Annotated in this window: 22 protein-coding genes; 10 read left to right on the top strand and 12 right to left on the bottom strand. The window is 66.3% G+C overall.

The window, feature by feature from the left end; all coding sequences use genetic code 11:
* The first annotated feature begins 11 nt into the window (after nucleotides 1-11).
* Nucleotides 12-935, top strand: coding sequence for a phosphoribosylaminoimidazolesuccinocarboxamide synthase (locus AC07X4_RS03055; RefSeq protein ID WP_494739187.1), 924 nt, complete (start codon nucleotides 12-14; stop codon nucleotides 933-935).
* 42 nt (nucleotides 936-977) lie between these two features.
* Here the strand turns inward: AC07X4_RS03055 and AC07X4_RS03050 are convergent, their stop codons facing one another.
* Complete coding sequence (locus AC07X4_RS03050) at nucleotides 978-1,844, bottom strand: META domain-containing protein (RefSeq protein ID WP_494739186.1); 867 nt, start codon at nucleotides 1,842-1,844, stop codon at nucleotides 978-980.
* 17 nt (nucleotides 1,845-1,861) lie between these two features.
* Nucleotides 1,862-2,770, bottom strand: a complete 909-nt coding sequence (gene trxA / locus AC07X4_RS03045) for a thioredoxin (protein ID WP_494739185.1) — start codon at nucleotides 2,768-2,770, stop codon at nucleotides 1,862-1,864.
* Nucleotides 2,771-2,926: 156 nt separating this feature from the next.
* Between trxA and purE the strand changes: the two genes are divergently transcribed.
* The 4 genes from purE (at nucleotide 2,927) to AC07X4_RS03025 (ending at nucleotide 6,647) form a co-directional block, all read left to right on the top strand.
* Nucleotides 2,927-3,421, top strand: coding sequence for a 5-(carboxyamino)imidazole ribonucleotide mutase (purE, locus tag AC07X4_RS03040; protein WP_108498728.1), 495 nt, complete (start codon nucleotides 2,927-2,929; stop codon nucleotides 3,419-3,421).
* The gene (locus AC07X4_RS03035; protein ID WP_494739184.1) at nucleotides 3,418-4,587 is read left to right on the top strand and encodes a 5-(carboxyamino)imidazole ribonucleotide synthase; all 1,170 of its coding nucleotides are present in this window, start codon (nucleotides 3,418-3,420) and stop codon (nucleotides 4,585-4,587) included. The genes purE and AC07X4_RS03035 overlap by 4 nt, the downstream gene beginning before the upstream one ends.
* A gap of 14 nt (nucleotides 4,588-4,601) precedes the next feature.
* A complete protein-coding gene (locus AC07X4_RS03030; protein ID WP_260668824.1) occupies nucleotides 4,602-5,618 on the top strand; it encodes an L-threonylcarbamoyladenylate synthase in 1,017 nt (338 codons plus the stop codon).
* Between the two features lie 75 nt (nucleotides 5,619-5,693).
* The gene (locus AC07X4_RS03025) at nucleotides 5,694-6,647 is read left to right on the top strand and encodes an SGNH/GDSL hydrolase family protein (RefSeq protein WP_260668825.1); all 954 of its coding nucleotides are present in this window, start codon (nucleotides 5,694-5,696) and stop codon (nucleotides 6,645-6,647) included.
* 84 nt (nucleotides 6,648-6,731) lie between these two features.
* Here the strand turns inward: AC07X4_RS03025 and AC07X4_RS03020 are convergent, their stop codons facing one another.
* The 5 genes from AC07X4_RS03020 to dacB all read right to left on the bottom strand — a co-directional run bounded on the left by AC07X4_RS03020 (nucleotide 6,732) and on the right by dacB (nucleotide 11,958).
* Nucleotides 6,732-7,418, bottom strand: a complete 687-nt coding sequence (locus AC07X4_RS03020) for an OmpW/AlkL family protein (protein ID WP_494739183.1) — start codon at nucleotides 7,416-7,418, stop codon at nucleotides 6,732-6,734.
* Between the two features lie 25 nt (nucleotides 7,419-7,443).
* Nucleotides 7,444-8,586 (bottom strand): SGNH/GDSL hydrolase family protein, encoded by a 1,143-nt coding sequence (locus tag AC07X4_RS03015; protein WP_494739182.1) that lies wholly within the window; start codon nucleotides 8,584-8,586, stop codon nucleotides 7,444-7,446.
* A gap of 163 nt (nucleotides 8,587-8,749) precedes the next feature.
* Complete coding sequence (locus AC07X4_RS03010; RefSeq protein WP_056068049.1) at nucleotides 8,750-10,048, bottom strand: lipase family protein; 1,299 nt, start codon at nucleotides 10,046-10,048, stop codon at nucleotides 8,750-8,752.
* Between the two features lie 133 nt (nucleotides 10,049-10,181).
* A complete protein-coding gene (locus AC07X4_RS03005) occupies nucleotides 10,182-10,451 on the bottom strand; it encodes a SemiSWEET transporter (protein WP_056743054.1) in 270 nt (89 codons plus the stop codon).
* A gap of 31 nt (nucleotides 10,452-10,482) precedes the next feature.
* Complete coding sequence (gene dacB, locus AC07X4_RS03000; RefSeq protein ID WP_099731875.1) at nucleotides 10,483-11,958, bottom strand: D-alanyl-D-alanine carboxypeptidase/D-alanyl-D-alanine endopeptidase; 1,476 nt, start codon at nucleotides 11,956-11,958, stop codon at nucleotides 10,483-10,485.
* Between the two features lie 78 nt (nucleotides 11,959-12,036).
* On the opposite strand from dacB, the gene AC07X4_RS02995 reads away from it, so the two are divergent.
* From AC07X4_RS02995 to corA, 5 genes are all read left to right on the top strand, one after another.
* Nucleotides 12,037-13,017 carry a DMT family transporter gene (locus tag AC07X4_RS02995; protein WP_494739181.1) on the top strand — a complete coding sequence of 327 codons (981 nt, stop codon included), beginning with the start codon at nucleotides 12,037-12,039 and terminating at the stop codon, nucleotides 13,015-13,017.
* Between the two features lie 46 nt (nucleotides 13,018-13,063).
* Nucleotides 13,064-13,777, top strand: coding sequence for a tRNA (adenosine(37)-N6)-threonylcarbamoyltransferase complex dimerization subunit type 1 TsaB (gene tsaB / locus AC07X4_RS02990; protein ID WP_494739180.1), 714 nt, complete (start codon nucleotides 13,064-13,066; stop codon nucleotides 13,775-13,777).
* A 22-nt stretch (nucleotides 13,778-13,799) separates the two neighbouring features.
* Nucleotides 13,800-14,300: a ribosomal protein S18-alanine N-acetyltransferase gene (gene rimI, locus AC07X4_RS02985; RefSeq protein WP_056068154.1), complete on the top strand. Its 501-nt coding sequence runs from the start codon at nucleotides 13,800-13,802 to the stop codon at nucleotides 14,298-14,300.
* A gap of 54 nt (nucleotides 14,301-14,354) precedes the next feature.
* The gene (locus AC07X4_RS02980) at nucleotides 14,355-15,137 is read left to right on the top strand and encodes a uracil-DNA glycosylase family protein (protein ID WP_494739179.1); all 783 of its coding nucleotides are present in this window, start codon (nucleotides 14,355-14,357) and stop codon (nucleotides 15,135-15,137) included.
* Between the two features lie 222 nt (nucleotides 15,138-15,359).
* Nucleotides 15,360-16,346: a magnesium/cobalt transporter CorA gene (gene corA, locus AC07X4_RS02975; protein ID WP_015016148.1), complete on the top strand. Its 987-nt coding sequence runs from the start codon at nucleotides 15,360-15,362 to the stop codon at nucleotides 16,344-16,346.
* Between the two features lie 194 nt (nucleotides 16,347-16,540).
* On the opposite strand, the gene AC07X4_RS02970 is transcribed toward corA, so the two are convergent.
* The 5 genes from AC07X4_RS02970 to AC07X4_RS02950 all read right to left on the bottom strand — a co-directional run bounded on the left by AC07X4_RS02970 (nucleotide 16,541) and on the right by AC07X4_RS02950 (nucleotide 23,021).
* Complete coding sequence (locus tag AC07X4_RS02970) at nucleotides 16,541-17,293, bottom strand: 5'-methylthioadenosine/adenosylhomocysteine nucleosidase (protein ID WP_494739178.1); 753 nt, start codon at nucleotides 17,291-17,293, stop codon at nucleotides 16,541-16,543.
* 118 nt (nucleotides 17,294-17,411) lie between these two features.
* Nucleotides 17,412-19,091, bottom strand: a complete 1,680-nt coding sequence (locus AC07X4_RS02965; RefSeq protein ID WP_056068036.1) for a long-chain-fatty-acid--CoA ligase — start codon at nucleotides 19,089-19,091, stop codon at nucleotides 17,412-17,414.
* A 94-nt stretch (nucleotides 19,092-19,185) separates the two neighbouring features.
* Nucleotides 19,186-20,598 carry a Re/Si-specific NAD(P)(+) transhydrogenase subunit beta gene (gene pntB, locus AC07X4_RS02960; RefSeq protein ID WP_494739177.1) on the bottom strand — a complete coding sequence of 471 codons (1,413 nt, stop codon included), beginning with the start codon at nucleotides 20,596-20,598 and terminating at the stop codon, nucleotides 19,186-19,188.
* A gap of 35 nt (nucleotides 20,599-20,633) precedes the next feature.
* Nucleotides 20,634-22,232, bottom strand: a complete 1,599-nt coding sequence (locus AC07X4_RS02955) for a Re/Si-specific NAD(P)(+) transhydrogenase subunit alpha (protein ID WP_494739176.1) — start codon at nucleotides 22,230-22,232, stop codon at nucleotides 20,634-20,636.
* A gap of 63 nt (nucleotides 22,233-22,295) precedes the next feature.
* A complete protein-coding gene (locus AC07X4_RS02950) occupies nucleotides 22,296-23,021 on the bottom strand; it encodes a hypothetical protein (protein ID WP_494739175.1) in 726 nt (241 codons plus the stop codon).
* Nucleotides 23,022-23,058 lie beyond the last annotated feature (37 nt).

The following is a 23,058-nucleotide window of genomic DNA, read 5'->3' as shown; positions in this document are numbered from 1 at the left end:
ACACCGACACCATGACCCAGCCCAGCTCCACCGCCCTGCACACTTCGGCCCTGACTTCGCTGCCCCTGCTGGCACGCGGCAAGGTGCGTGACAACTACGCCGTGGGCGATGACCGCATCCTGATGGTGGCCAGCGACCGCCTGTCCGCCTTCGACGTCATCATGGGCGAGCCTATCCCCGGCAAGGGCGAGCTGCTCACCCAAATGGCCCTGTTCTGGTTCGACAAGCTCGGCCACATCTGCCCCAATCACCTCACAGGCGACGCACCCGAGAGCGTGGTGAGCCCCGAGGAAGCCCCTCAAATCCGTGGCCGCTCGATGCTGGTCCAGCGCCTCCAACCCATTCCGGTCGAAGCCGTGGTGCGCGGCTACCTGGCTGGCAGCGGCTGGAAGGAATACCAGGAATCGCGCTCGGTCTGTGGCGTGCCCCTGCCCGAAGGCCTGACCAACGCCGCCAAGCTGCCCGAACCCATCTACACGCCCGCCGCCAAGGCCGCCATGGGCGAGCACGATGAGAACATCACCTTTGAGCGCACGGTGGAGATGATTGGCCTGGACCTGGCCACCCGCATCCGCGATCTGAGCATTGCCATCTACAAGGCCGCGGCCGACATCGCGCTCACCAAGGGCATGATCATTGCCGACACGAAATTCGAGTTTGGCCTGGCCCCTGACGGCACGCTGGTGCTGATGGACGAGGTGCTGACCCCCGACAGCTCCCGCTACTGGCCCGTGGAGGGCTACACTGAAGCCTTGGCCAAGGGGGAGAACCCGCCCAGCTACGACAAGCAGTTTGTGCGCGACTGGCTGGAGCAGGCCCAGGTCAACGGCAAGCCCTGGGACAAGACCCCTCCATCGCCCCGCCTGCCCCAGGCGGTGATTGAAAAGACGGCGGCAAAGTACCGTGAGGCCCTGGAGCGGCTGACATCGGCATAAATCTGCTGTGGGAGTGGCACCCGCCAAAAGCCCCTTTGAAACCTAGCCCGGTGGCGTTTCGACGGCTTCAAAACGCAGCAATTGCTCGCCTTCGGCCCCCCGTAGCAAGAGCTGCGTGCCGACCTGGCGAAAGCCCCGCACCGCCAGCAGCGCCTCAAAATACTGGGTCTCTAGCCCACTGCTTTGCAGGCACAAGCTGATGTTGGACACGAGCTGCCCCATGCGCAGGTGTCCGCTCTGAGGTTGCAACTCATAGTCGGCGAGAAAGCGGTTGCAGCCGCCCGAGCCTGCCACCCGCGGCTCATCTGCCTGGAAAACCAGATGGGGCACCGTCACACCATCGGCAGGGCGGGATAGGGCCTCCCCAGCCATTTCGACGAGCCGCCAATGGGTCAGCAGCAGGGGCACGGACGCCTCCACAGTGGCAGCTAGCGGCAGCAGCCGCTGCATTTGAACATCAACATGGCGGTAGGCCGCGTCCTGCGGCACGGGGTAGCGCCTGTCGCTGGCCAGAAGCAATCGCCCCTCCAAGGTGACGGTGGTTCGCACCTCATAACGCCCCTTGGGCACAAACCCCGCAGAGGGGTAGGGAATCCACAGCGCGTAAGGGGGCTGACCTGCAGGTTGGCGGCGCTGGCGCCCCAAAACGACGGGCGGCTGGTCTGGCTGGGTCACATCAAGCAAAGTGGCCTCAAAAACAGCCTCGGGCGGCAGCATGACACGCTCTCGCGAAAGCGCCACCCCCGTAACCACGGCGTCTGGAGCAGGGGGACGCGTCACGCAACCAGTCACCCCCAGTATCCACACCACAACGCCGCCATATAGCCCGCGGCGTAGGCAGCCTAGACGTGACCCATTGCGCCAGGGTGGCAATTGGATGGAGAGCGCCTGCGTCGCGCCGTTTACCACTGCAACCTCTTGAGCCCTCAGCTCAGCACGACACTCGACAACCGCCGGCGGTAGGTGGCCACCACCGGGTCTTCGGGGGGGATCTGGCCCTCGGCGACCTTGGGCTTGGGCGCCTCGATCAGTTCGAGGATGGCGACGTAGGTCTTGCGGGCGATCTCTTCGCTCCACGTCTTGTCGCGCATGAGGATTTCGAGCAGCTCGTCCATGGCGTCGGTCCAGCGCTGCTGGGAGATGAGCCAGCGGGCGCGGGCATAGCGGGTGTCGAAATCCCGCTTGTTCGCGGCGATTTTTGCATCAAATCCGGCCTCAGCGCTAGCGTCATATGCGCCAGACGCTACAAAATCAAGAGCATCCATCCAGGCCTTGAGGGCCCCCAGCTTGCGCGACATGGCGGCCTTGGCAATCACGGGAGCAAAAGCCACCTTGGCATCGTCCTCGCGCCCCAGCTGCAGCAGCAGCTTGACGTAGTCAAAGCGCGCGTCATCGTTGGCGGGGTCGGTCACGACGGCATGCTGCAGCTTCTCCAATGCGGTGCCGGTATCACCTTCGGCCAGAGCTTCCTGCGCCTCTTCTTCCTCGGCCTCGGCCACCATCTCCTCAGCGGTGGGGACGTGCTTGTCGAGGAAGGCGCGCACCTGGCCTTCGGGCAAAGCGCCCATGAAACCATCGACAGGCTGCCCGTTCATCAGCAGCACGCAGGTAGGAATGCTGCGGATACCGAACATGCCCGCCAGCTGCTGCTCCTGGTCGGAGTCGATCTTGGCGAGCTTGAAGCGGCCCGCGTATTCCGTCTCCAGCTTCTCCAGCACCGGCCCCAGGGACTTGCAGGGGCCACACCAGGGCGCCCAGAAGTCCACCAGCACGGGCACGTTCATCGAGGCGGCAACCACCTCGGCTTCAAAGTTCTCTACGGTGACGTCAATCATGATGGTGTGGGGCCCGGGGCCTATGGAGCGGTTTGCGCGCTATTTTGGCCCATCGAAACAGCCCCACACCCGCCAGGGAGGCGCAAAAAGTAAAATCGCGGGTTCTACCTACAGCGGCTGGGCAGGCAAGGCCTGCCGGCCAGCACCCTCCACACCATGAAACCCATCCAGATCGGCGTGGTCATGGGTTCCAGCAGCGACTGGGACACCATGCAGCATGCAGTGCAAATCCTTGAACAGTTCAGCATCGCGCATGAGGCCCGCGTGGTGTCGGCCCACCGCATGCCCGACGACATGTTTGCCTACGCCGAGGCCGCCGCCGGCCGGGGGCTGAAGGCCATCATCGCCGGGGCCGGCGGTGCTGCCCACCTGCCCGGCATGATCGCCGCCAAGACCACCGTGCCCGTGCTGGGCGTGCCCGTGGCCAGCCGCCACCTGCAGGGTGTGGATTCGCTGCACTCCATCGTACAAATGCCCAAAGGCATCCCCGTGGCGACGTTTGCCATCGGCACCGCCGGTGCGGCCAATGCCGCCCTGTTTGCTGTGGCCCTGCTGGCCAATGAGAGCCCCGAGTTGCGCCAGCGCCTGGAAGCCTTCCGCGCCGAGCAGACGGAAGTGGCCCGCAACATGACCCTGCCGCCCGCCGCATGAGCGCCGCCACGCAACCTTTGCTCCCCGGATCGACGTTGGGTGTTCTGGGTGGCGGCCAGCTGGGCCGCATGTTCGTCCACCAGGCCCAGGCCATGGGCTACTTCACGGCCGTGCTCGATGCCGACCCCACCAGCCCTGCCGGGCTGGTGAGCCACCACCACATCCAGACAGGTTACGAAGACCCGCAGGGCCTGGCCGAGCTGGCCCGCCTGTCGGATGCGGTGACCACCGAGTTCGAGAACGTACCCGCCGCTGCACTGGCCACCCTGGCCTCGCAACGCCCCGTGTCGCCCGCCGCCAGCGCTGTGTCGGTGGCGCAGGACCGTGCACGCGAGAAGGCGCACTTTGTGGCCTGCGGCGTGCCCTGCGCGCCCTATGCCGTGATCGAAACCGCAGAGCAACTGGCCGCCGTATCCCCCCACCTTTTGCCCGGCATCCTCAAGACGGCCCGCATGGGCTACGACGGCAAGGGCCAGGTGCGCGTGAAGACGCCCGCCGATCTGGCCACCGCCTGGGATTCGGTCGGCCAAGTGGCCTGCGTGCTGGAGAAGATGCTGCCGCTGCAGCTGGAATGCTCCGTCATCGTGGCGCGTGGTGCCGATGGGACGATGGTGCACCTGCCGGTGCAGCGCAACCTGCACCGCGACGGCATCCTGGCCGTGACCGAGGTTTATGAAGGAAATCTGCCGCAAGCGCTAGTGGATCAAGCGGTAGCCGCTGCAAAATCTGTAGCAGAAGGCCTGCAGTATGTGGGCGTGCTGTGTGTGGAGTTCTTCGTGCTGCAGGACGGCAGCCTGGTGGTCAACGAGATCGCCCCGCGCCCGCACAACAGCGGCCACTACAGCCAGAACGCCTGCGATGTGTCGCAGTTCGAGCTGCAGGTGCGCACCATGGCCCGCCTGCCGCTGACGCAGCCGCGCCAGCACAGCGCCGCCGTCATGCTGAACCTGCTCGGCGACCTGTGGTTTGCCCACGGCGACGCGGCGCAGACCCCGCCCTGGGCCCAGGTACTGGCCCTGCCCGGCACCCACCTGCACCTGTATGGCAAGCGCGACGCCAAGCGCGGCCGCAAGATGGGGCACCTGAACATCACCGCCGCCACCCCCGAGGCTGCGCGCGCCACGGCCCTGCAGGCCGCAGCACTGCTGGGCATCGAGCCCTTCTGAGCCAGGCTGTTTCCATGATTCTCGACGGCAACGACCCCCAGGCCATCGCCACCGCTGCACGCGCAGTGCGCAGCGGCGCCCTGCTGGGTCTCCCCACCGAAACGGTGTATGGCCTCGCGGCCGATGCCAGCAGCGATACCGCCGTGGCGCAGATCTTTGCCGCGAAGGGGCGGCCCAGCGACCACCCGCTGATCGTGCACGTGGCCAATGCCGAGGGCATTGCGCATTTCGCCAGTGAAGTGCCCGGCTTTGCACAAAAGCTCGTTGATGCCTTCTGGCCCGGCCCGCTCACGCTCATCCTGCCGCGCTTGCCCGGCGTAGCCACCGCCGCCACCGGCGGGCAGGACAGCGTGGGATTGCGCTGCCCCGCGCACCCCGTGGCCCACGCACTGTTGGTGGCCTGCGCAGCCGCTGGCGACAGCAATGAGGCCGGCGGCCCTCCCGTGTGGGGCGTTGCCGCCCCCAGTGCCAACCGTTTTGGCCGCGTGAGCCCCACCACCGCCCAGCATGTGCAGGACGAGCTGGGCGCCGACCTGCTGGTGCTGGACGGCGGGCCCTGCGACGTGGGCATTGAAAGCACCATCGTGGACTGCACGCGTGGTGTGCCCGTGCTGCTGCGGCCCGGCGCCATCACCCGGGCGCAGATTGCGGCCGCTTGCGGCATGGCCCCGCTGTCCAAGGAAGACATCCCCACGGCCACACCCCGCGCCTCGGGCACGCTGGAGGCTCACTATGCCCCCAGCGCCAAGGTGCGGCTGATGGACGCGAAGGCGCTGCAGACCAGCCTGGACCTGCTGGGTACCGATGCCGCCCACATTGCGATCTATGCCCGCGCTGCGTTGCGCAGTCGGTCCTCCAAGCTGGTCATGCGGCGCATGCCCGATGACGCGGCTGCCACGGCGCAGCAGCTGTTCGCTGTGCTGCGCGGTTTTGACGACGAGGGCGTGAAGCTGATCTGGATCGAGACCCCGCCGGCGAGCCCCGACTGGGAGGGCGTGCGCGACCGCCTGCAGCGCGCCTCCGCCGCCTGACCGGGCACGATGGCGCCGCTTTACATCCGTTGACTTTGCGTCGTTAAACTACCCCCCACTTTTCTGGAGAAATACATGGCAGCAAATTGGATGCGCCGCACCATCATGGTCGCCGCATGTGCGTCGGCCGCGTTGCTCGCGGCCTGCGGTTCCAGCACCACCGAATCGGCCATCACGCCCCAGCGCTTCATTGCGTTCGGCGACGCCATGAACGATGTGGGGCAAAACGGCTCGCGTTACACCGTCAATGACGGCAGCGTCAACAACTGGACCCTGCAGGTGGTGGCCAACTACGGCAAGTCGCTCGCCCCGGTCTCTGCAGGCGGCCTGAGCTACGCCACTGGCAATGCCCGCGTCAGCGCCAAGCCCGATGCGGCCGGCAATGCCAGCACCCGCACCGTCACCGAACAGATCGACGCCTTCCTGGCTAGCGGCAGCTTTGCAGCCACTGATGTGGTGATGGTGAGCGGCGGTGTCAGCGACGTGATCGCCGGCATGGCCGCTGTGAACGCAGGCACCCAGACCCAGGACGCCATGGTGGCCGCCGCCCGCAAGGCTGGGGAGGACCTGGCTGCACAGGTGCGCCGCCTGGTGACGGCGGGCGCCAAGTATGTGGTGGTGACCGGCACCTACGACCTGAGCAAGACCCCCTGGGCCAAGACCATTGGCCGCGAAGCCCTGCTGAGCAACGCCAGCAGCCGCTTCAACGAAGGCCTGCTGGTGGGCATCGTGGACCTGGGCGCCAACGTGCTGTACGTGGACTCGGCCTACTACGTGAACCTGTACACCAGCGTGCCTGGCAACTACGGCTTCAACAACTCCACGGCAGCAGTGTGCACGTCGGTGGACGCGAACAACGGTATCGGCATCGGCGCGGGCCAGGTCAATTCGGCCCTGTGCACGTCGTCCACGCTGCTGTCGGGCGCGAACGCCACCTCGTTCGTGTTTGCCGACAGCGTGTACCTCACGCCATCGGCCCAGCGCCAGTTTGGCACCTACGCCTACGACCGCCTGCGCGCACGCTGGTAAGCCGGCGCGCTCCGCGCTCCACCCAGCAAAAAGCCGCCCAGTGGGCGGCTTTTTTGTGGGCCATCGATCTGCCCCGGATGAAGGTCAGAACCGATACGCCACGCCCAGCGCCACCACATTGGGGTTGAGCTTGACGTCGATGGTCTGGCCCGTGGACAGGGTGTTGCGGGTCTTCACAAAGGTCTTGTAGTACGCCACATCCAGCGACCACTGGTCGTTGAGCGCAATGCTCACACCGACCTGCGGCGTGAGGCCAAACCGGGATTCAGCGCTCAGCGTGGTGGGGCGCGAAGGGCTGCCGCCGGTGAGCCCTGTCAGCGCTGCGGTGCCGCGCTCCTTGAAGAACTTGGCGTAGGTCACGCCCAGGCCCACGTAGGGGCGCACCCGCGCATTGGCCTCCAGAAAGCGGTACTGCGCGAACACGGTCATGGGCAGCACCTTGACCTCGCCGATCTTGCCCACGCCGGCGATGGCTCCGGCGCCCATGATGTTGTGCTTGAAAGGCAGTGCCAGGGGCACGTCCACCGCCCAGTGGTCGGTGAGCATGTAGGTGATGCCGCCAGCCAGCTGCGTGTCGGCATGCACGTCCACCTTGGTGCCCGTGAAGCTGGGCGCGGACAGGTCGCCACTGGTGACCTGGGGCGCGATTTGCGTGGCGCCCGCGCGCACCAGCCAGCTGCCAGCGGTCTGGGCCTGCGCGCCGCCCGACAGGGTGAGCGCCAGTGCAGCCACAGCGCCAGCCAGGGAAGGGGTGATGGTTTTGTTTTGCATGGTGTTTGAACCCTTCAACAGCCGATTACAGCCAACCCGCACGGGCCAGCGAACGCGAGACCAACTGGCTGACCAGCTGGTGGCCATACGGCGTGGGGTGGAAACTGTCGGAGAACGCATAGGTCTTCCACCAGTCCGCGCCGCCCGTGGCGCCTGCGGGCGGCGTCTGTGCCGACAAAGCTGCCGCTGTGCACGTGGGGAAGGTATAGGTGGGCAGGCCGTCAGCACCTTGGCCGGTGATGGGGCATGCGGTGTTCTTGGCATTGGTCAGCCCGAACTGCGCAGGGTTGGCCACCTGGTCGTTGAACGAGGTGTAGAAGTCCACCACCACCACCTTGCTGTTGCCCGCAAAACGTTTGGCCAGCTGGGCGTTGAAGGCTTCGAGCCAGGCCTTGAGCAGGCCCTGCACCTGCGCGCTCGCGGCGGCGCCGGCCGACGCCGTGATGCCACCGAGCACCTGCTGCAGGCGCGGCGTCTTGTCGATGGCGGGCATGTTGAGCACCGCCACACGCTGCGCGCCCTTGCTCAAGGCATTGGCTTCGATCGCGTCGTGGAACTTGTCAGCCAGCGCCACCATGTAGGCGCCGCCCACCTGGGCCTGGCCCGTAGCACCGCCCGCCAGGCCGGCGTTCACAGTGGCCGCAGGCAACAGGGTGGAGAGCACCGCACCGAAGGCCTTGCCGCCATCCTTGGAGGCCGACAGGTAGGCGCCGATGAGGTCCGCAGCGTCGTTGCCACCGCCGTCGATCAGCAACAGGTCCCCCGCGCTGAAGCCGTCGGCCCCTGCATCGGTCAGCTGCTTGACGATGGAGACAGGCGATGCAGGCGCCGTGAAGTTGTTGATGCGACCGCCACCAATGGCGTAGTTGGTGCAGCCCGCCGCGTTGTTGAACGCGCTGCCGGTGGACACATAGCGGGGGCAGAGCGTGTTTGCGTAGCTGCTGGCCACCAGCTCGGGCCAGATGGGTGTGGACGCCGGGCCTGTGGGGGCACTGCCCTGCACCGTGAACTTGAAGCCAAACGTGCCGCTGTCGGCAATGCTGTCACCCATGACCTTGACGGTCTTGATGGGCGCCACCGGCGAGGTGTCGGCACCGCCGCCCCCACACGCCAGCAGCAGCGATGCTGCCGCCAGAGAAACCCACAAAGCCTTGCGCTGAAAAACCATCGGTATCACTCCTGTTATCGTAAAAATAGAACGACCGTGCTATTCGTGGCAAATCATATTCGCCAGCGCAAAAAAGCCCCACCGGGTAAACACCGGTGGGGCTTAGGGGTGGGGTTCTAAAAGCCTGCGAACCCTTTGGGGCTTCACGCAGGCATCACGGCTGTCATTTGACGGTGTCGAAAACGGCCTTGGCCTGCGCATGGCAGAACGGCGGCTCGTAGGTGCCGTGGTAGCTGCCGTAGTAGGTGGCAAAGGCTGCCGAGTTAGGGTCGGTGGGTGCCTTGCCGCCAGGGCCGTAGGTGGCCTGGATGGCAGCGTCTACATCGACTGTGTTGACGTTCGTCACACCCCGGCTGTCAAAGTCGGCTTTCATGACGACCATGTGAACGGCCGGCGGCACGGTGGGGTCGCCAGCACCGCCACACAGCATCACACGCGCCTTGGGTGTCCAGCCCAGCAGGTCGTTCTTTTTGGCCGCCAGGTACAGCGGGTGGGTGGTGCTGGTCTGGGAGCCGGTGATGAACGCCGACTGGAACAGCGCGTCACGCGCCTGGTTCGGTGTGCCCGACGGCAGCGTGCCCGTGGTCACCAGGGTGGTGTAGTTGAGCGTGGGGTTGGGCAGCAGGTTCTCGATGTAGCCGGAGTACGGCGCCTTGAACACATCCTTCACGTCGGTATAGACGTTGCCATAGACCTTCTGCCAGGCCGTGACGAGGTAGGGCACAAAGAACTGCACGCCCGCGATCGCGTCCGGAATGCGCAGCGAGCCCGACAGGTTGTAGGGGCCTGCCAGGTGCGCGCCTGCGACCACATTGAATTCGTTGCCGTAGTCCCGCTCGGCTGCGCGCTGCGCTGCCATGGACGAGTGGCCGCCCTGCGAGTACCCGGTGAACATCACCTTGCCAGACAGCGTGGCCCCCACCGTGCCCGCCGCATTGCGTGCAGCACGCACCGAGTCGATGACCGAGGTGGCTTCCGAGTCGGCATGCAGGTAGGGGTGATAGCTGTAGCCCGACTTGGCAAAGCCCAGGTAGTCGGTGGCCACCACGGCATAGCCCTGCGCGGCGTACATGGCCGCTAGCAGGAAGGTTTCGCTGTCCTGCGGGTTGGCCAGGGTGCGGGGCTTTTGCACATCGGTGCCCTTGGCATAGGCCACCAGCGGGGCTGCAGTGGTGCAGCTGCCGGCTGGCACCAGCATCACGCCCGAGGCGTTGGTGTTTTCGCCGCTCTTGGCCCCCACGGTCGCATAGTTCAGCGACACCACCTTCACATCGCACTTGGCCTTGCCGCTGATCGCCTGCAGACCGCTGCTGGCCGTGGCCGCGTCGATCTGCGCCACGGTGAGCGTGGTGAGCGTGGCAGGGGGGTCGATCAGTGCGCCGCGCGCCGGGTCGTCAGAGCCACCGCAGGCGACAAGCAGGACCGCCGCAGCGGCCACACAGGTAAGGCGGAAATAGGTCATGGATGGATACCTCGGTCAGTGAAGAACGACGCATCGTGCGCGCACCTGCGCTGCAGCATCCATAGGGGATAACGCGGGAGGCCATGCCTCGCCAGACACCTAGGCGACAGCGCGCCAGGGCGGCCCCGCCCGGTCAGTCAGGACGGCGTGCGCTGTACACCAGCTTCATGCCCAGGATGGTGCCGGCCAGGGCCAGGGTGATGGCATTGGCCACCACGATGGGCCAGGCCGCCAGCGCCAGGCCGTAGGCCAGCCACAGCGCGACCCCCACGGTAAAGACGCTGTACATGCCCAGCGAGATACCGCTCACGTCCCGCGTGCGAAAGGTGTGCAGGGCCTGCGGCACGAAGCTGCAGGTGGTCAGGCAGGCGGCCAGGTAGCCGATCAGTTCATGGAGTTGCATGGTGGGGAAAACGCAGGGCAGCAGCGATTATTCACTGCTCACGCGCCGTCCAGTCGATGAGGCTGTCGAGCACGGGCCGCGCTGCCCCTGCATTGGCGTGGTTGACCACCGCCACCAACACATAGCGGCGCCCGCTGGCGGCATGCACATAGCCTGCAACGGCCATCACGTCGCGCAGGCTGCCCGTCTTGAGGTGGGCGGTGCCAGCACGGCTCTGGCTGCGGCGCAGCGTGCCGTCCACGCCCGTGATCGGCAGCGACGCCACCAGCTCGGGCATCACGGGCGATACCCACGCCACCTGCAGCATGCGGGCCAGGGCCTGTGCGGTCAGGCGGGCGTCGCGGCTGAGCCCGGCGCCGTTGTCCACCTGCGGCAGGTCGGCATCGCCCATGCGGGCCTGCCACCACTGGCGCAGCACCTCGCGGGCGCCGTCGAATGTGGCCACGCCGCTTTTTTGCAGCGCCAGGGTCAGAAAGACCTGCTGCGCCATCACGTTGTTGCTGTACTTGTTCACGTCGCGCACTACCTCGGCCAGCGCAGGGGACGGGACCACAAACGCGGGCTTGAGGCCCGGGGGCACCTTGCCGTCGCGCACGCTGCCCGTGAGCTTGCCGCCCAGTTCGCGCCACATGCCCTCCACCGCCCGCGCCGCAAAGCCGCGCGGGTCGGCCGCCGCCACCGGCCACACCCGCTCGCCACACGCAGCGGGGTACACGCCCTGGAACGACACCTTCGAGGGGTCCGACAACTCCGCACGCAGGGCGGTCCGCCAGTCACCACAGTCGGCGCCTGGCGCCGCCAGCGCCACGGTGGGCTGGCGCTGCACTCCAGCCAGAGGCGGGTCGTACTGGACGCGCGCCAGGCCGGCGGCCGCATCGGGCACAAAGGTCATCACCGACGATTTGTAATTGAGCAGCAGGGCGTCCGGTGAGGCGTTGTAGGGCCGCAGCGGCTCGCCATCAAACCGTGCCGGGTCCTGGTCCGGCACGTCGAACGCCGTGCGGTCCAGCACGATATCGCCCACGATGACCTGGATGCCCTGGCCCTGCAGCCGCCGCATCAGCAGCCACAACCGCTCCATGACCAGCTTGGGGTCGCCCTGGCCCTGGATGTAGACATTGCCCCGCAGGCTGCCGTCCTGTACCGTGCCTTGCACATACACCGGCGTGTTCCAGACATAGGCGGGGCCCAGCTGCTCCAGCGCTGCATAGGTGGTCACCAGCTTCATCACCGACGCGGGGTTCACAGGCACCTGGGCACGGTGCGCAAGGCGCGGGCTGGCCTTGCCGGCAGCTTGCGCGTCCACCACCACCACCGACAGGGACTCGCGCGGCAGCCTGGCGCGCGCCAGGGCGGCCTCCACCTCGGGCGGCAGCGAGCCAGCAGGCGGCCCGCCCGTCTGCGCCCCCGCCAGGCCCGCCCCGCCTGCAGCCACTAGCCACGCAGCCGCACAACCCACCACACCACGCAGCACACGGCGGCGCCAAAGAGCAGAAACAGACAACATGGCGGGGAGTCTATCGCCCGCGCACCCGCACCAGGCCCCGCGCCAGCACGGCATGCGGCGGGCGCCGATAATCGCGCGATGCGTTTTTCTCCCCGCACCATCGGCCTGCTGGCGGCCGTGGTCACCGTCACCATCTGGACGGGCTTCATCATCATCGCCCGCGCCTCGGCCCAGCGCACGCTCACCCCGTTCGACATCGCACTGCTGCGCATCGTGGGCGCCAGCCTGGTGCTGCTGCCCTGGGGCTGGTGGATGGTGCGACGGCGCCAGACGGCATTGGGGGCCTCGGCACCGCCGTCCAGCCTGGCAGGCATCTCCCCCTTGCCCTTGCGCACCACGGCGCTGCTGGGCAGCTTTGGCGGGCTGCTGTACGCACTGCTGGCCTATTCAGGGTTCTTCCATGCACCGGCCACCCATGCGGCGGTGCTCATGCCGGGCAGCTTGCCGCTGTGGACGGCGCTGCTGGCCGCCTGGTTGCTGCGCGACCACATCACGCCGCTGCGCGCTGCAGGCCTGGCGCTGATCGTGGCGGGCGACCTGCTGGTGGGTGGGCGCAGCCTGCTGGCGGCGTTTTCGGGCGGGGACGTCTGGAAGGGCGACCTGCTGTTCATGCTGGCCGCGTCGTCCTGGGCCACCTACAGCGTGCTGGCGCGGCGCCACGCGGTCGATGCGGTGCAGGCCACCATCGCCATCACCGCGTTTGCCTGCGTGGTGTACCTGCCCAGCTATGCGCTGCTGGTCTGGCTGGGCGCGGTCACCAGCCACCTGACCCAGGCGCCATGGAGCGAGATCGCGTTCCAGATGCTGTTCCAGGGTGGTGGCTCCGTGGTGGTCTCCGGCATTGGTTTCACGCGCATGATCCAGCACTACGGCCCCGTGCGCTCGACCATGATCACGGCCCTGGTGCCCGGTCTGTCCGCCATGGGGGCGGTGATTTTCCTGGACGAGCCGATGCACTGGAATCTGGTGGCCGGCCTGCTGCTGGTCACCGCCGGTATCCTCCTGGGCGTGCTGCGCAAAAGCCAGGCCCCATCCACCCCAGCCACAGCCACCTCCTGAGCGCCTGCTCACCGACCGCGCCACCCAAGATCTTCCGACCCTGCCCATGAATCTGCTCGCCTTTGACACCAGCACCGACACCCTCTCCATCGCCGTGCAGCATGGCGATGGGGTCTGGCAGCACCAGGGGCCGGGCGGCGCACAGGCCTCGGCGGCGCTGATCCCCGCCGTGCGTGCGCTGATGGCGCAGGCGGGCCTGACTTTCGACATACTGGATGCGGTGGTGTTCGGGCGCGGCCCTGGCTCTTTCACCGGACTGCGCACCGCCTGCGCGGTGGCCCAGGGTCTGGCCTTTGGCGCCAAGGGCGGTCAGGGCGTGCCGGTATTGCCCGTGGACACCCTGCTGGCCGTGGCGGAGGAAGCACGCCAGCAACACGGCTGTACCCACGTGGTGGCGGTGCTGGATGCCCGCATGGACGAGGTCTACCACGCGCGCTGCGAATGGTTGCCCGCCGAAGCCCGCTGGCACGCAGACGAAGACTTTGGCCTGGGGGCGCCCGAGTCGGTGCAGCCGCCAGATGGTTGGACGGTAGCCGGCAATGCCCGCGCAGCCTATGGCGACCGGCTGGCACCGACCGCCACGCACATCACTGCTTTGCCCACCGCCACGGCCCTGCTGCGCCTGGCGCCCGCGCTGATTGCAGCGGGCCATGCCGTGGCCGCTGGTGACGCCCTGCCGCGCTATATCCGCGATAAAGTAGCGCAAACCACTGCCGAACGCGCAGCACTGCGCGCCGCCCAGGCGGCAGTGACGCCCTGAAAAAAGGGTGAACGAATCCAGCATGAGCGCACTGCCTACCTCCTCCACATCGCCGTCCGATGCCAGCCAAAACCGCCCCGAGGCGCGCTTTGAGGCCCTGACCCTGGCACGGCTCGATGCCGTGCTGGCCGTGGAGCAGCGCGCCTATTCGCACCCCTGGACACGTGGCAACTTCACCGACGCCATGGCGTCTGGCTACGAGACGCAGCTCCTGATGGCGGACGACCATCTGCTGGGCTACTTTGTGGCCATGATGGGGGTGGATGAGGTGCACCTGCTCAACATCACCGTCACTCCCGAATACCAGCGCCAGGGCTGGGCCCGCGTGCTGCTGGACGCCCTGGCCTTGTGGTCACGCGGGCGCGGTGCACAATGGCTGTGGCTGGAGGTGCGGGCGAGCAACCTGCGCGCCCAGCAGATCTACCAGACCCACGGATTCCGCCGCGTGGGCGACCGCAAGCGTTACTACCCCGCAGCACACGGACAGCGCGAAGATGCCGTGGTCATGAGCCTGGCGCTCTGACCCCGCACCGCGCCCCGTACCTGCTGAACCACCGATGGCCTGATTTCTTTCCGTATGAGCCTCCACCTCGATGCGCGCCAGCGCGCCATGCTGCAAGAAATGGGCGTCACCGTGTGGGGCCCATCCCCCGCCCAGGAGGCCATCGCCCAGCCCCCGGCAACCGCCTCTGCGGCTCCTGCGGCCGTGGCAGCACCTGCCATGGCGCCGCCGCGCGCACAAACACAGACACCGTCCCCTGCGCTCGCCGAGCGCCCCCCAGCGCCCCCAGCCCACACCACCAGCCGCAGCGCACCGCCCGCTCCTGTACCGGCCAACACAGGCACGGCCACGCCCGCCCTGCGCCTGCACCCGGCACAGGCGCTCTACCCCACCGCCGACCCGGCACACACGCCCGCCGGGCTGGGCCGGGGCTGGCTCATCGTGGCCGAGAGCATGACGCCCGCCGAGCCCCTGGGTGGCGATGCGGGCCGCCTGCTCGACAACATGCTGCGGGCCATGCAATTGCACCGGCACCCGCGCGTGTTCATGGCGGCGCTGGAACGGTCTGCGCCCGGCACGGAAGCCAGCGCCGATATCCCGGCCACCCTTGCCGACACCGTGGCCCACCTGCAGCCCGCCATGGTGCTGGTGCTGGGCCATGTGGCGGCACGCGCGGCGCTGGGCCGCACCGAGCCCCTGGGCCGCCTGCGCGCAGGTCCGCATGTGCTGGCCGGGTGCCCGGCGGTGGTGACCTACGACCCCGCCTTTTTGCTGCGCTCGCAGGACAACAAGGCCGCCGCCTGGGCCGACCTGTGCCGGGCGCTGGCCATGGTGCGCAGTGCCGAGGCCGGGGGCTGAGAGCCTGTTGGCAGGGCCCCAGCCCCCTTCCATGCCCCCCGCCGGACCGGCGAGATCATCGCCCGGTGCCATAATCCGCCGCTTGCCTAATTTTTACGGAGACAGCTCCTTGGAAACCTACCCGAGTTGGTAGCTTTCAGCTCCCGGCGCATTTGACTGCTGTGGGGTTGAAAGCACCCCTACCCCCACACCGCAGATGCCAAAAAACAAGGGAGTGAGCCCATGCTCAACATCTTTACGCTCGCCAATGGTCGGCTGTTCCAGGAAGAAATCGAGTCCCTGGAAGAGCTGACCAAGTTCCAGCCGATCTGGGTGGACCTGGAAGCCCCCACGCTGGAAGAAAAGCGCTGGATCAAGCAGCACTACGGCCTGTCCATCCCCGAGGATGCGATGGACGAGGACATCGAGGAATCCGCCCGCTTCTACGAGGAAGACAACGGCGAGCTGCACATCCGCAGCGACTTCTTGATCGATGACGACGAAGACCCCCGTTCGGTGCGCGTGGCCTTCATCCTGAACCAGCACAACACCAACCTGAAAAGCCGGGGCGTGCTGTTCTCCATCCACGATGAAGACGTGCCCGTGTTCCGCCTGCTGCGCATGCGCGCACGCCGCGCGCCCGGCCTCATCGAAGATGCCAAGGAAGTGCTGCTCAAGCTCTTCGACGCCGACGCCGAGTATTCGGCCGACACGCTGGAGAACATCTACGACGAGCTGGAGGCCGTGAGCAAACAGGTGCTGGCCGGCGACGTGACCGACACCCGCGCCGGCGAGGTGCTGGCCGCCATCGCGCGCCAGGAAGACTTGAACGGCCGCATCCGCCGCAACGTGATGGACACGCGCCGCGCCGTGAGCTTCATGATGCGCTCCAAGATGCTCAACTCCGAGCAGTTCGAGGAAGCCCGCCAGATCCTGCGCGACATCGAGTCGCTGGACAACCACACGGCGTTCCTGTTCGACAAGATCAACTTCTTGATGGACGCCACGGTCGGTTTCATCAACATCAACCAGAACAAGATCATCAAGATCTTCTCGGTGGCCAGCGTCGCCTTGCTGCCGCCCACGCTGATCGCCAGCGTGTACGGCATGAACTTCAAGTTCATGCCCGAACTGGACTGGTCGCTGGGCTACCCGTATGCGCTGGGACTGATGCTGGCGAGCGCGCTCGGGCCCATGTGGTACTTCCGCAAACGGGGCTGGCTGAAGTAGCCCCCCTGTGGCGCTGCGCGCCTTCCCCTCGAGGGGGGACGCCTCCAGCGGCCCGGCAAAGCCGGTTCCGCGGTGGCGCTGGTAGAGCGTCGCGCCGATTTAGAGCATTGTGGCAAATGGCATGCGTCGGAGTCCTCTTTAGAGGAGAAATCTGCCGCAAGCGCTAGTGCAAAACGCCTTAGCCGCTATCAATTTCATAGTTTTTGTAAAAACGACAGCACCATGTGCTCGGAGTACCGGCTGGCCACGGTCTGCACGAATTGGGCGAAGTCGCCGTGTGCGTCGTCGTCGGCGCGGTCGGAGATGGTGCGCACCGCGGCAAAGGGCAGGCTGTAGTCATGGCACACCTGGGCGACGGCGGCACCCTCCATCTCCACGGCCAGCACATCGTGCCCGGCCGCGCGCAGGGCGGTGCACAGGCGCTCGGACTCTTGTGCGGTGGCCACAAAACGATCGCCGCTGGCCACCAGGCCCTGGTGCGCCCGATGGGCACCCCCATGGATATTTTTCAAGGCCCAGAGACCGCTTGCGCTAGTGACGCATAGGTTGGCAGCTTCCAAAAGCATAGCAGTCAGTGCCGGATCGCACGCCAGGCGGGTGCGTGCGTATCCCGGCAGCTCCCACCGAGGGAACAGCGGCGAGGCATCCATATCGTGCTGCACATAGTCTTGCGCCACCACCACATCGCCCCGGTGAACCCCATCGCCGACACCACCCGCGACGCCCGTGAAGACAATGCGCGCCACCCCAAAATGTTCGATCAAGGCCGTGGCCGTGGTGGCAGCAGCCACCTTGCCGATGCCCGACAGCGCCAGCACCACCGGGCGGTCGTGCAGCTCTCCGCGCCAGAACGCGCGGCCGGCGTGCATCAGCCGCTGCGGGTGCGCCAGCTGTTGCACCAGCGAGCTCTGTTCTTCGGGCAGCGCACTCAGGATGGCAGTGCTCATGCAAAAGTCCTTGGGGTCATGTCATGGGGCCACAAAACACCCGCGCCACCCTGGGCAGCGCGGTCGCAAAAAAGGCGGCCGAAGCCGCCTGGGGATTGTGACGTGCCAGCAGGCCGCGTCACTTCTTGTCGCGCAGTTCGCGGCGCAGGATTTTGCCCACGGGGGTCTTGGGCAGCTCGGTGCGGAACTCGATCACCTTGGGCTGCTTGTAACCCGTGAGCTCGTGGCGGCAGAACTCCTTGACCTGCGCTTCGGTGAGCGCCGGGTCCTTCTTCACGATCACAAGCTTCACGGCCTCGCCGGTCTTTTCGTCGGGCACGCCCACCACGGCGCATTCGAGCACGCCAGGGCAGTTGGCCACCACTTCTTCGACCTCGTTGGGGTACACGTTGAAGCCGCTGACCAGCACCATGTCCTTCTTGCGGTCCACGATCTTGAAGAAGCCGCGCGCATCCATCACGCCGATATCGCCCGACTTGAAGTAGCCGTCTTCGGTCATGACCTTGGCGGTTTCATCGGGGCGCTGCCAGTAGCCGGCCATCACCTGCGGGCCTTTGATGGCGATCTCGCCGGGCTCGCCCAGCGTGGTGACCTCACGGCCTTCATCGTCCAGCAGCTTCATGGAGGTGCTGGGCAGCGGCACGCCGATGGTGCCGGTGTATTCGGTGCTGGTGGTGGGGTTGCAGCTGGCCGAAGGGCTGGTCTCCGAAAGGCCATACCCTTCGCAGATGGGGCAACCCGTCTTTTCGAGCCAGAGCTTGGCCACAGCGCCCTGCACCGCCATGCCGCCGCCCACCGAGACCTTGAGGTTCTTCCAGTTGACGGTGTTGAAGTCGGGGTGGTTGGCCAGGCCGTTGAACAGCGTGTTGACGGCCGGGAAGCTGTGGAAGGTGTGCTTGGACAGCTCCTTGAGCACCGCAGGCAGGTCGCGCGGGTTGGGGATCAGGATGGTCTTGCCGCCCGTGCGCATGCTCAGCATCATGTTCACGGTGAACGCGAAGATGTGGTACAGCGGCAGCGCGCAGATGCTGGTGGGCTGCTCACCTGCGGGCACCTTCTTCATCACGGGCTCGTTCCAGGCCTCGGACTGCAACACGTTGGCAATCACGTTGCGGTGCAGCAGAACGGCGCCCTTGCTCACGCCCGTGGTGCCGCCGGTGTACTGCAGCAGCGCGATGTCGTCGGGCTTGATGTCGGGCTTCTTGAGGGTGCCGCGCGTGCCCTGGGCCACGGCGTCATTGAAGCGCACCGCACCCGGCAGGTTGTAGGCGGGCACCATCTTCTTGACGTTGCGCACCACGTAGTTGACCAAGGTCCCTTTGAGCAGACCGAGCTGGTCGCCCATGGCGCACAGCACCACGTGCTTGACGGGCGTGTGCGCGATGCACTGCTCCAGCGTGGTGGCAAAGTTCTCGATGATGACGATGGCCTTGGCGCCCGAGTCCTTGAGCTGGTGCTCCAGCTCGCGCGGCGTGTACAGCGGGTTCACGTTGACGACCACGAAGCCCGCGCGCAGCACGGCCGCCACGGTCACGGGGTACTGGGGCACGTTGGGCATCATGATGGCCACGCGGTCGCCCTTGACCAGCCCCAGGCCCTGCAGATAGGCCGCAAACGCGCTGGAGAGCGAATCGGTCTGGGCGTAGGTCACGTCCTTGCCCATGAAGCTGTAGGCCACGCGGTTGGCGTACTTCTTGAACGCCTCGTCCATCAGCGCCACAAGGGAGCTGTACTGCGTGGTGTCGATGTCTGCGGGAACACCTTGTGGATAGGCGGCCAGCCACGGGCGGTCGGTCATTGGGATTGTCTCCTGGTAGGTTTTATGGGGGTCCTGCAAGCACGCCGATGTTTTTCAGCACGATCGTGCTTTTATTGTGGAGGAATTATGCCCGTCAGCTCTTGAGCGCGGTCAGTACCTCATCCAGCATTTTCTTGGCATCGCCAAACAGCATGCGGTTGTTGTCCTTGTAGAACAAGGGGTTGTCCACCCCCGCATAGCCCGAGGCCATCGAGCGCTTCATCACGATGGAGGTCTTGGCCTTCCACACTTCGAGCACCGGCATGCCAGCGATGGGGCTGGACGGATCGTCCAGCGCGCTGGGGTTCACGATGTCGTTGGCGCCAATGACCATGGCCACGTCGGCATCGGGGAAGTCCTCGTTGATCTCGTCCATCTCCATCACGATGTCGTAGGGCACCTTGGCCTCGGCCAGCAGCACGTTCATATGGCCGGGCATGCGGCCTGCCACGGGGTGGATGGCAAAGCGCACATCCACGCCCTTCTCGCGCAGGGTCTTGGTGATCTCGTACACCGTGTGCTGCGCCTGGGCTACGGCCATGCCGTAACCGGGCACGATGATGACGCTTTTGGCATCGCGCAGCAGCTCGGCCGTCTCAGCGGAGCTGACGGGTACGGCCTCGCCCTGCGGCTCGGTTGCCTCGCTTTTTTTGGCGGGAGTTCCAGCGCCCGAGCCAAAGCCGCCCGCGATCACGCTGATGAAGTTGCGGTTCATCGCGTTGCACATGATGTAGGACAGGATGGCGCCCGAGGAGCCCACGAGCGCGCCCGTGACGATGAGCAGGTCGTTGGACAGCATGAAGCCCGTGGCCGCCGCCGCCCAGCCCGAGTAGCTGTTGAGCATGGACACCACCACCGGCATGTCGGCACCACCAATGGCCATGACCATGTGGATGCCGAACAGCAGCGCGATCACCGTCATCACCATGAGCGGCACCATGCCTTGCTCGACGGTCTCGGCGCGCAGGAACTCGCGGCCAAACCAGATCACGATCAGCAGCGCGGCCAGGTTGAGCCAGTGGCGGCCAGGCAGCAGCAGCGGCTTGCCGCCGATCTTTCCGTTGAGCTTGCCAAAGGCAACCAGCGAGCCGCTGAACGTGACGGCACCAATCAGGATGCCCACATAAATCTCCACCTCGTGGATGATCTTCTCGGCACCCTGCAGCTGAATCGAGGTATCGACATAGCTGGCAAACCCCACCAGGCAGGCCGCAAGGCCCACCAGGCTGTGCATGAGCGCGACCAGTTCGGGCATCTGGGTCATCTTGACGACCTTGGCCGCATACAGGCCGATGCCGCCGCCAATGACCAGAGCGCCGACGATCCAGGCCACACCTGCAGGACTCACGCGCGGGCCGAACACGGTGGCCAGCACGGCCAGCGCCATGCCGACCATACCGAACAGGTTGCCCCGGCGCGAGGTTTCAGGGTTGGAGAGCCCACCCAGGCTCAGGATGAACAAAATGGCCGCGCCCAGGTAGGCCACGGTAGCGAGACTTTGGGACATGTTCTGTGCTCCTCGTTGTTCTTGTCGTTATCGGATTACTTGCGGAACATGGCGAGCATGCGGCGCGTGACCGCAAAGCCGCCGAACATGTTGATGGCCGTGAGCACCAGGGCCGCAAAGGCCAGCCACAGGATCAGCCCGTCCGGGCGCCCGTTGACGCCCGCATCGGGCGGCGCAATCTGCACCAGCGCGCCGATGGCGATGATGCTGGAGATGGCGTTGGTCACGCTCATCAGCGGCGTGTGCAGTGCGGGCGTGACGTTCCATACCACCATGTAGCCGATGAAGCAGGCCAGCACGAACACCGTGAAGTGCCCCAGGAAGGCCACGGGCGCGTAGGCACCGATGGCCCAGAACAGCACAGCCAGCACGGCAAAAACGATGGTCAGCGTCTTGGCGGACATGGGTGCGCCTGTGCCGTGGCTCGATTTCTTCTCGGCCACCGGGGCTGCCGCCTTGGGCGCGGGTGCCGGCGCCTGCTTGAGCGGCGGCGCAGGCCAGGTGATCGAGCCTTCCTTGACCACAGTGAGGCCGCGGATCGCGTCGTCCTCCATGTTGACCACGGCCACGCCGTCCTTGGCCTTGCACAGCTCCTCCGTCAGGCGCAGCAGGTTGGTGGCATACAGCGTGGACGACTGCTTGGCCAGGCGCGAAGCCAGGTCGGTGTAGCCCACAATGGTCACGCCGTGGCGCACCACGGCCTCGCCGGGCACGGTCAGTTCGCAGTTGCCGCCCTGCTCGGCCGCCATGTCCACGATCACGCTGCCGGGCTTCATGCTCTGCACCATTTCAGCGGTGATGAGCTTGGGGGCGGGTTTGCCGGGGATCAGTGCGGTGGTGATGATGATGTCGGCGTCTTTCGCCTGCTCCGCATACATCTTGCGCTGCGCAGCCTGAAAGCCTTCGCTCATGACCTTGGCATAGCCGCCGCCGCCCGAGCCTTCTTCTTCGTAGTCCACCTTGACGAACTCGCCACCCAGCGACTTGACCTGGTCGGCCACTTCGGCGCGCGTGTCGTTGGCGCGCACGATGGCGCCCAGGTTGGCGGCCGTGCCGATGGCCGCCAGGCCCGCCACGCCAGCGCCTGCGATGAACACCTTGGCCGGTGGCACCTTGCCTGCGGCCGTGATCTGGCCGTTGAAGAACCGGCCAAAGGCGTTGGCCGCCTCGATGACGGCGCGGTAACCGCTGACCCCTGCGGTGGAAGTGAGCGCGTCCATCTTCTGGGCGCGCGAGAGCGTGCGCGGCAGGCAGTCGATGGCCAGCACCGTCGCCTTGCGGGCCGCCAGCTGCTGCATCAGTTCGGGGTTCTGGGCGGGCCAGATGAAGTCGATGAGCGTCGTGCCCTCGCGCATCAGCGCCACTTCATCGCTGCTGGGCGGGCGGACCTTGAAGACGATATCGGATGCAGCCCACAGCGCGGCAGCGTCGCCCACGATCTCGGCGCCCGCAGCGCGGTAGGCGTCGTCACTGAAGTTGGCGGCATCCCCTGCCCCCGACTCCACCGTGACAGTGAAGCCCAGCTTGATCAGCTTCTCCACCACATCGGGCACGGTGGCCACGCGCTTTTCACCGGGAAAGGTTTCCCTTGGCACGCCGATACGCTGCGGCTGCGGGACGGGGCTTGTCTGCATCAGAGGTCTCCTCGAGTTTCGTAATCGTTATGCAAGGCCGCCAGGCAGGGGAGGACTGGCGCGCTAGGGTTTGGATGTGGGCTCAGGGAACGGGAAGGGCGGAATGGCCAGGTGGCCGTCCACCATGCCGGAGCTCAGGCGCACGGCCTGGGCCAGGTCACGCCCCCATTGCAGCGCGGGTCTTCCCGCCACAAGGAACTCCTCGTTATTGCGCGTAGCCGGACGCAACAGCCGCTGGTCCACCAAGGCATCGACCTTCACCCAGGCACCCGCCTCCGTCACGTAGCGATAGCTCAGATAGGTATAGGGCTGGGTCAGAGTGATCTGGCGGGTGCTGAGCCACTGGACAAGGTCCGACCGGTTCTTGTCCAGCCACTCGGAACTGCTTCCCCATCGCTTGAGGCGCAGACAGTCTGCACGCACGGGGCTCCCTGCAGCGCCATCCTCCACGGTGACGTCCTGCTGGGTGGGGCAATAACCGATGCCCTGCGGAGAACCACTCAGGTCCCCGGCACGGTTGGTCTGCACACGCAACACGGCCAGCCAGTCTCCCTGCGCATTACGCAGCCCCACATCGCGGGTCTGAAGTGCAATACGCCCTGCAGAGCCCGCAACGGTTTCCTCCGAAGTGCCCAGGTCCTGCCAGGCCCCCGGCGGCAGTACAAGGCGGGCACGCCCGACTGGATATTCGGACTTGGGAGGAACGGTCAGGGGCGCGCACGCCACCGTGAACACCGTCACAGCCAACACAGGCAACAGCCGCCGGAACTTTGAAATGGTCAGAGTCATAGAGAAAGGTTCATACGAATTCGCCTTCAATCATCCC

The sequence above is a fragment of the Acidovorax sp. GW460-11-11-14-LB4 genome (genome assembly GCF_059423685.1).
The sequence above is the reverse complement of the archived record's forward strand: the minus strand, read 5'-3'. Positions and strand labels throughout refer to the sequence as shown.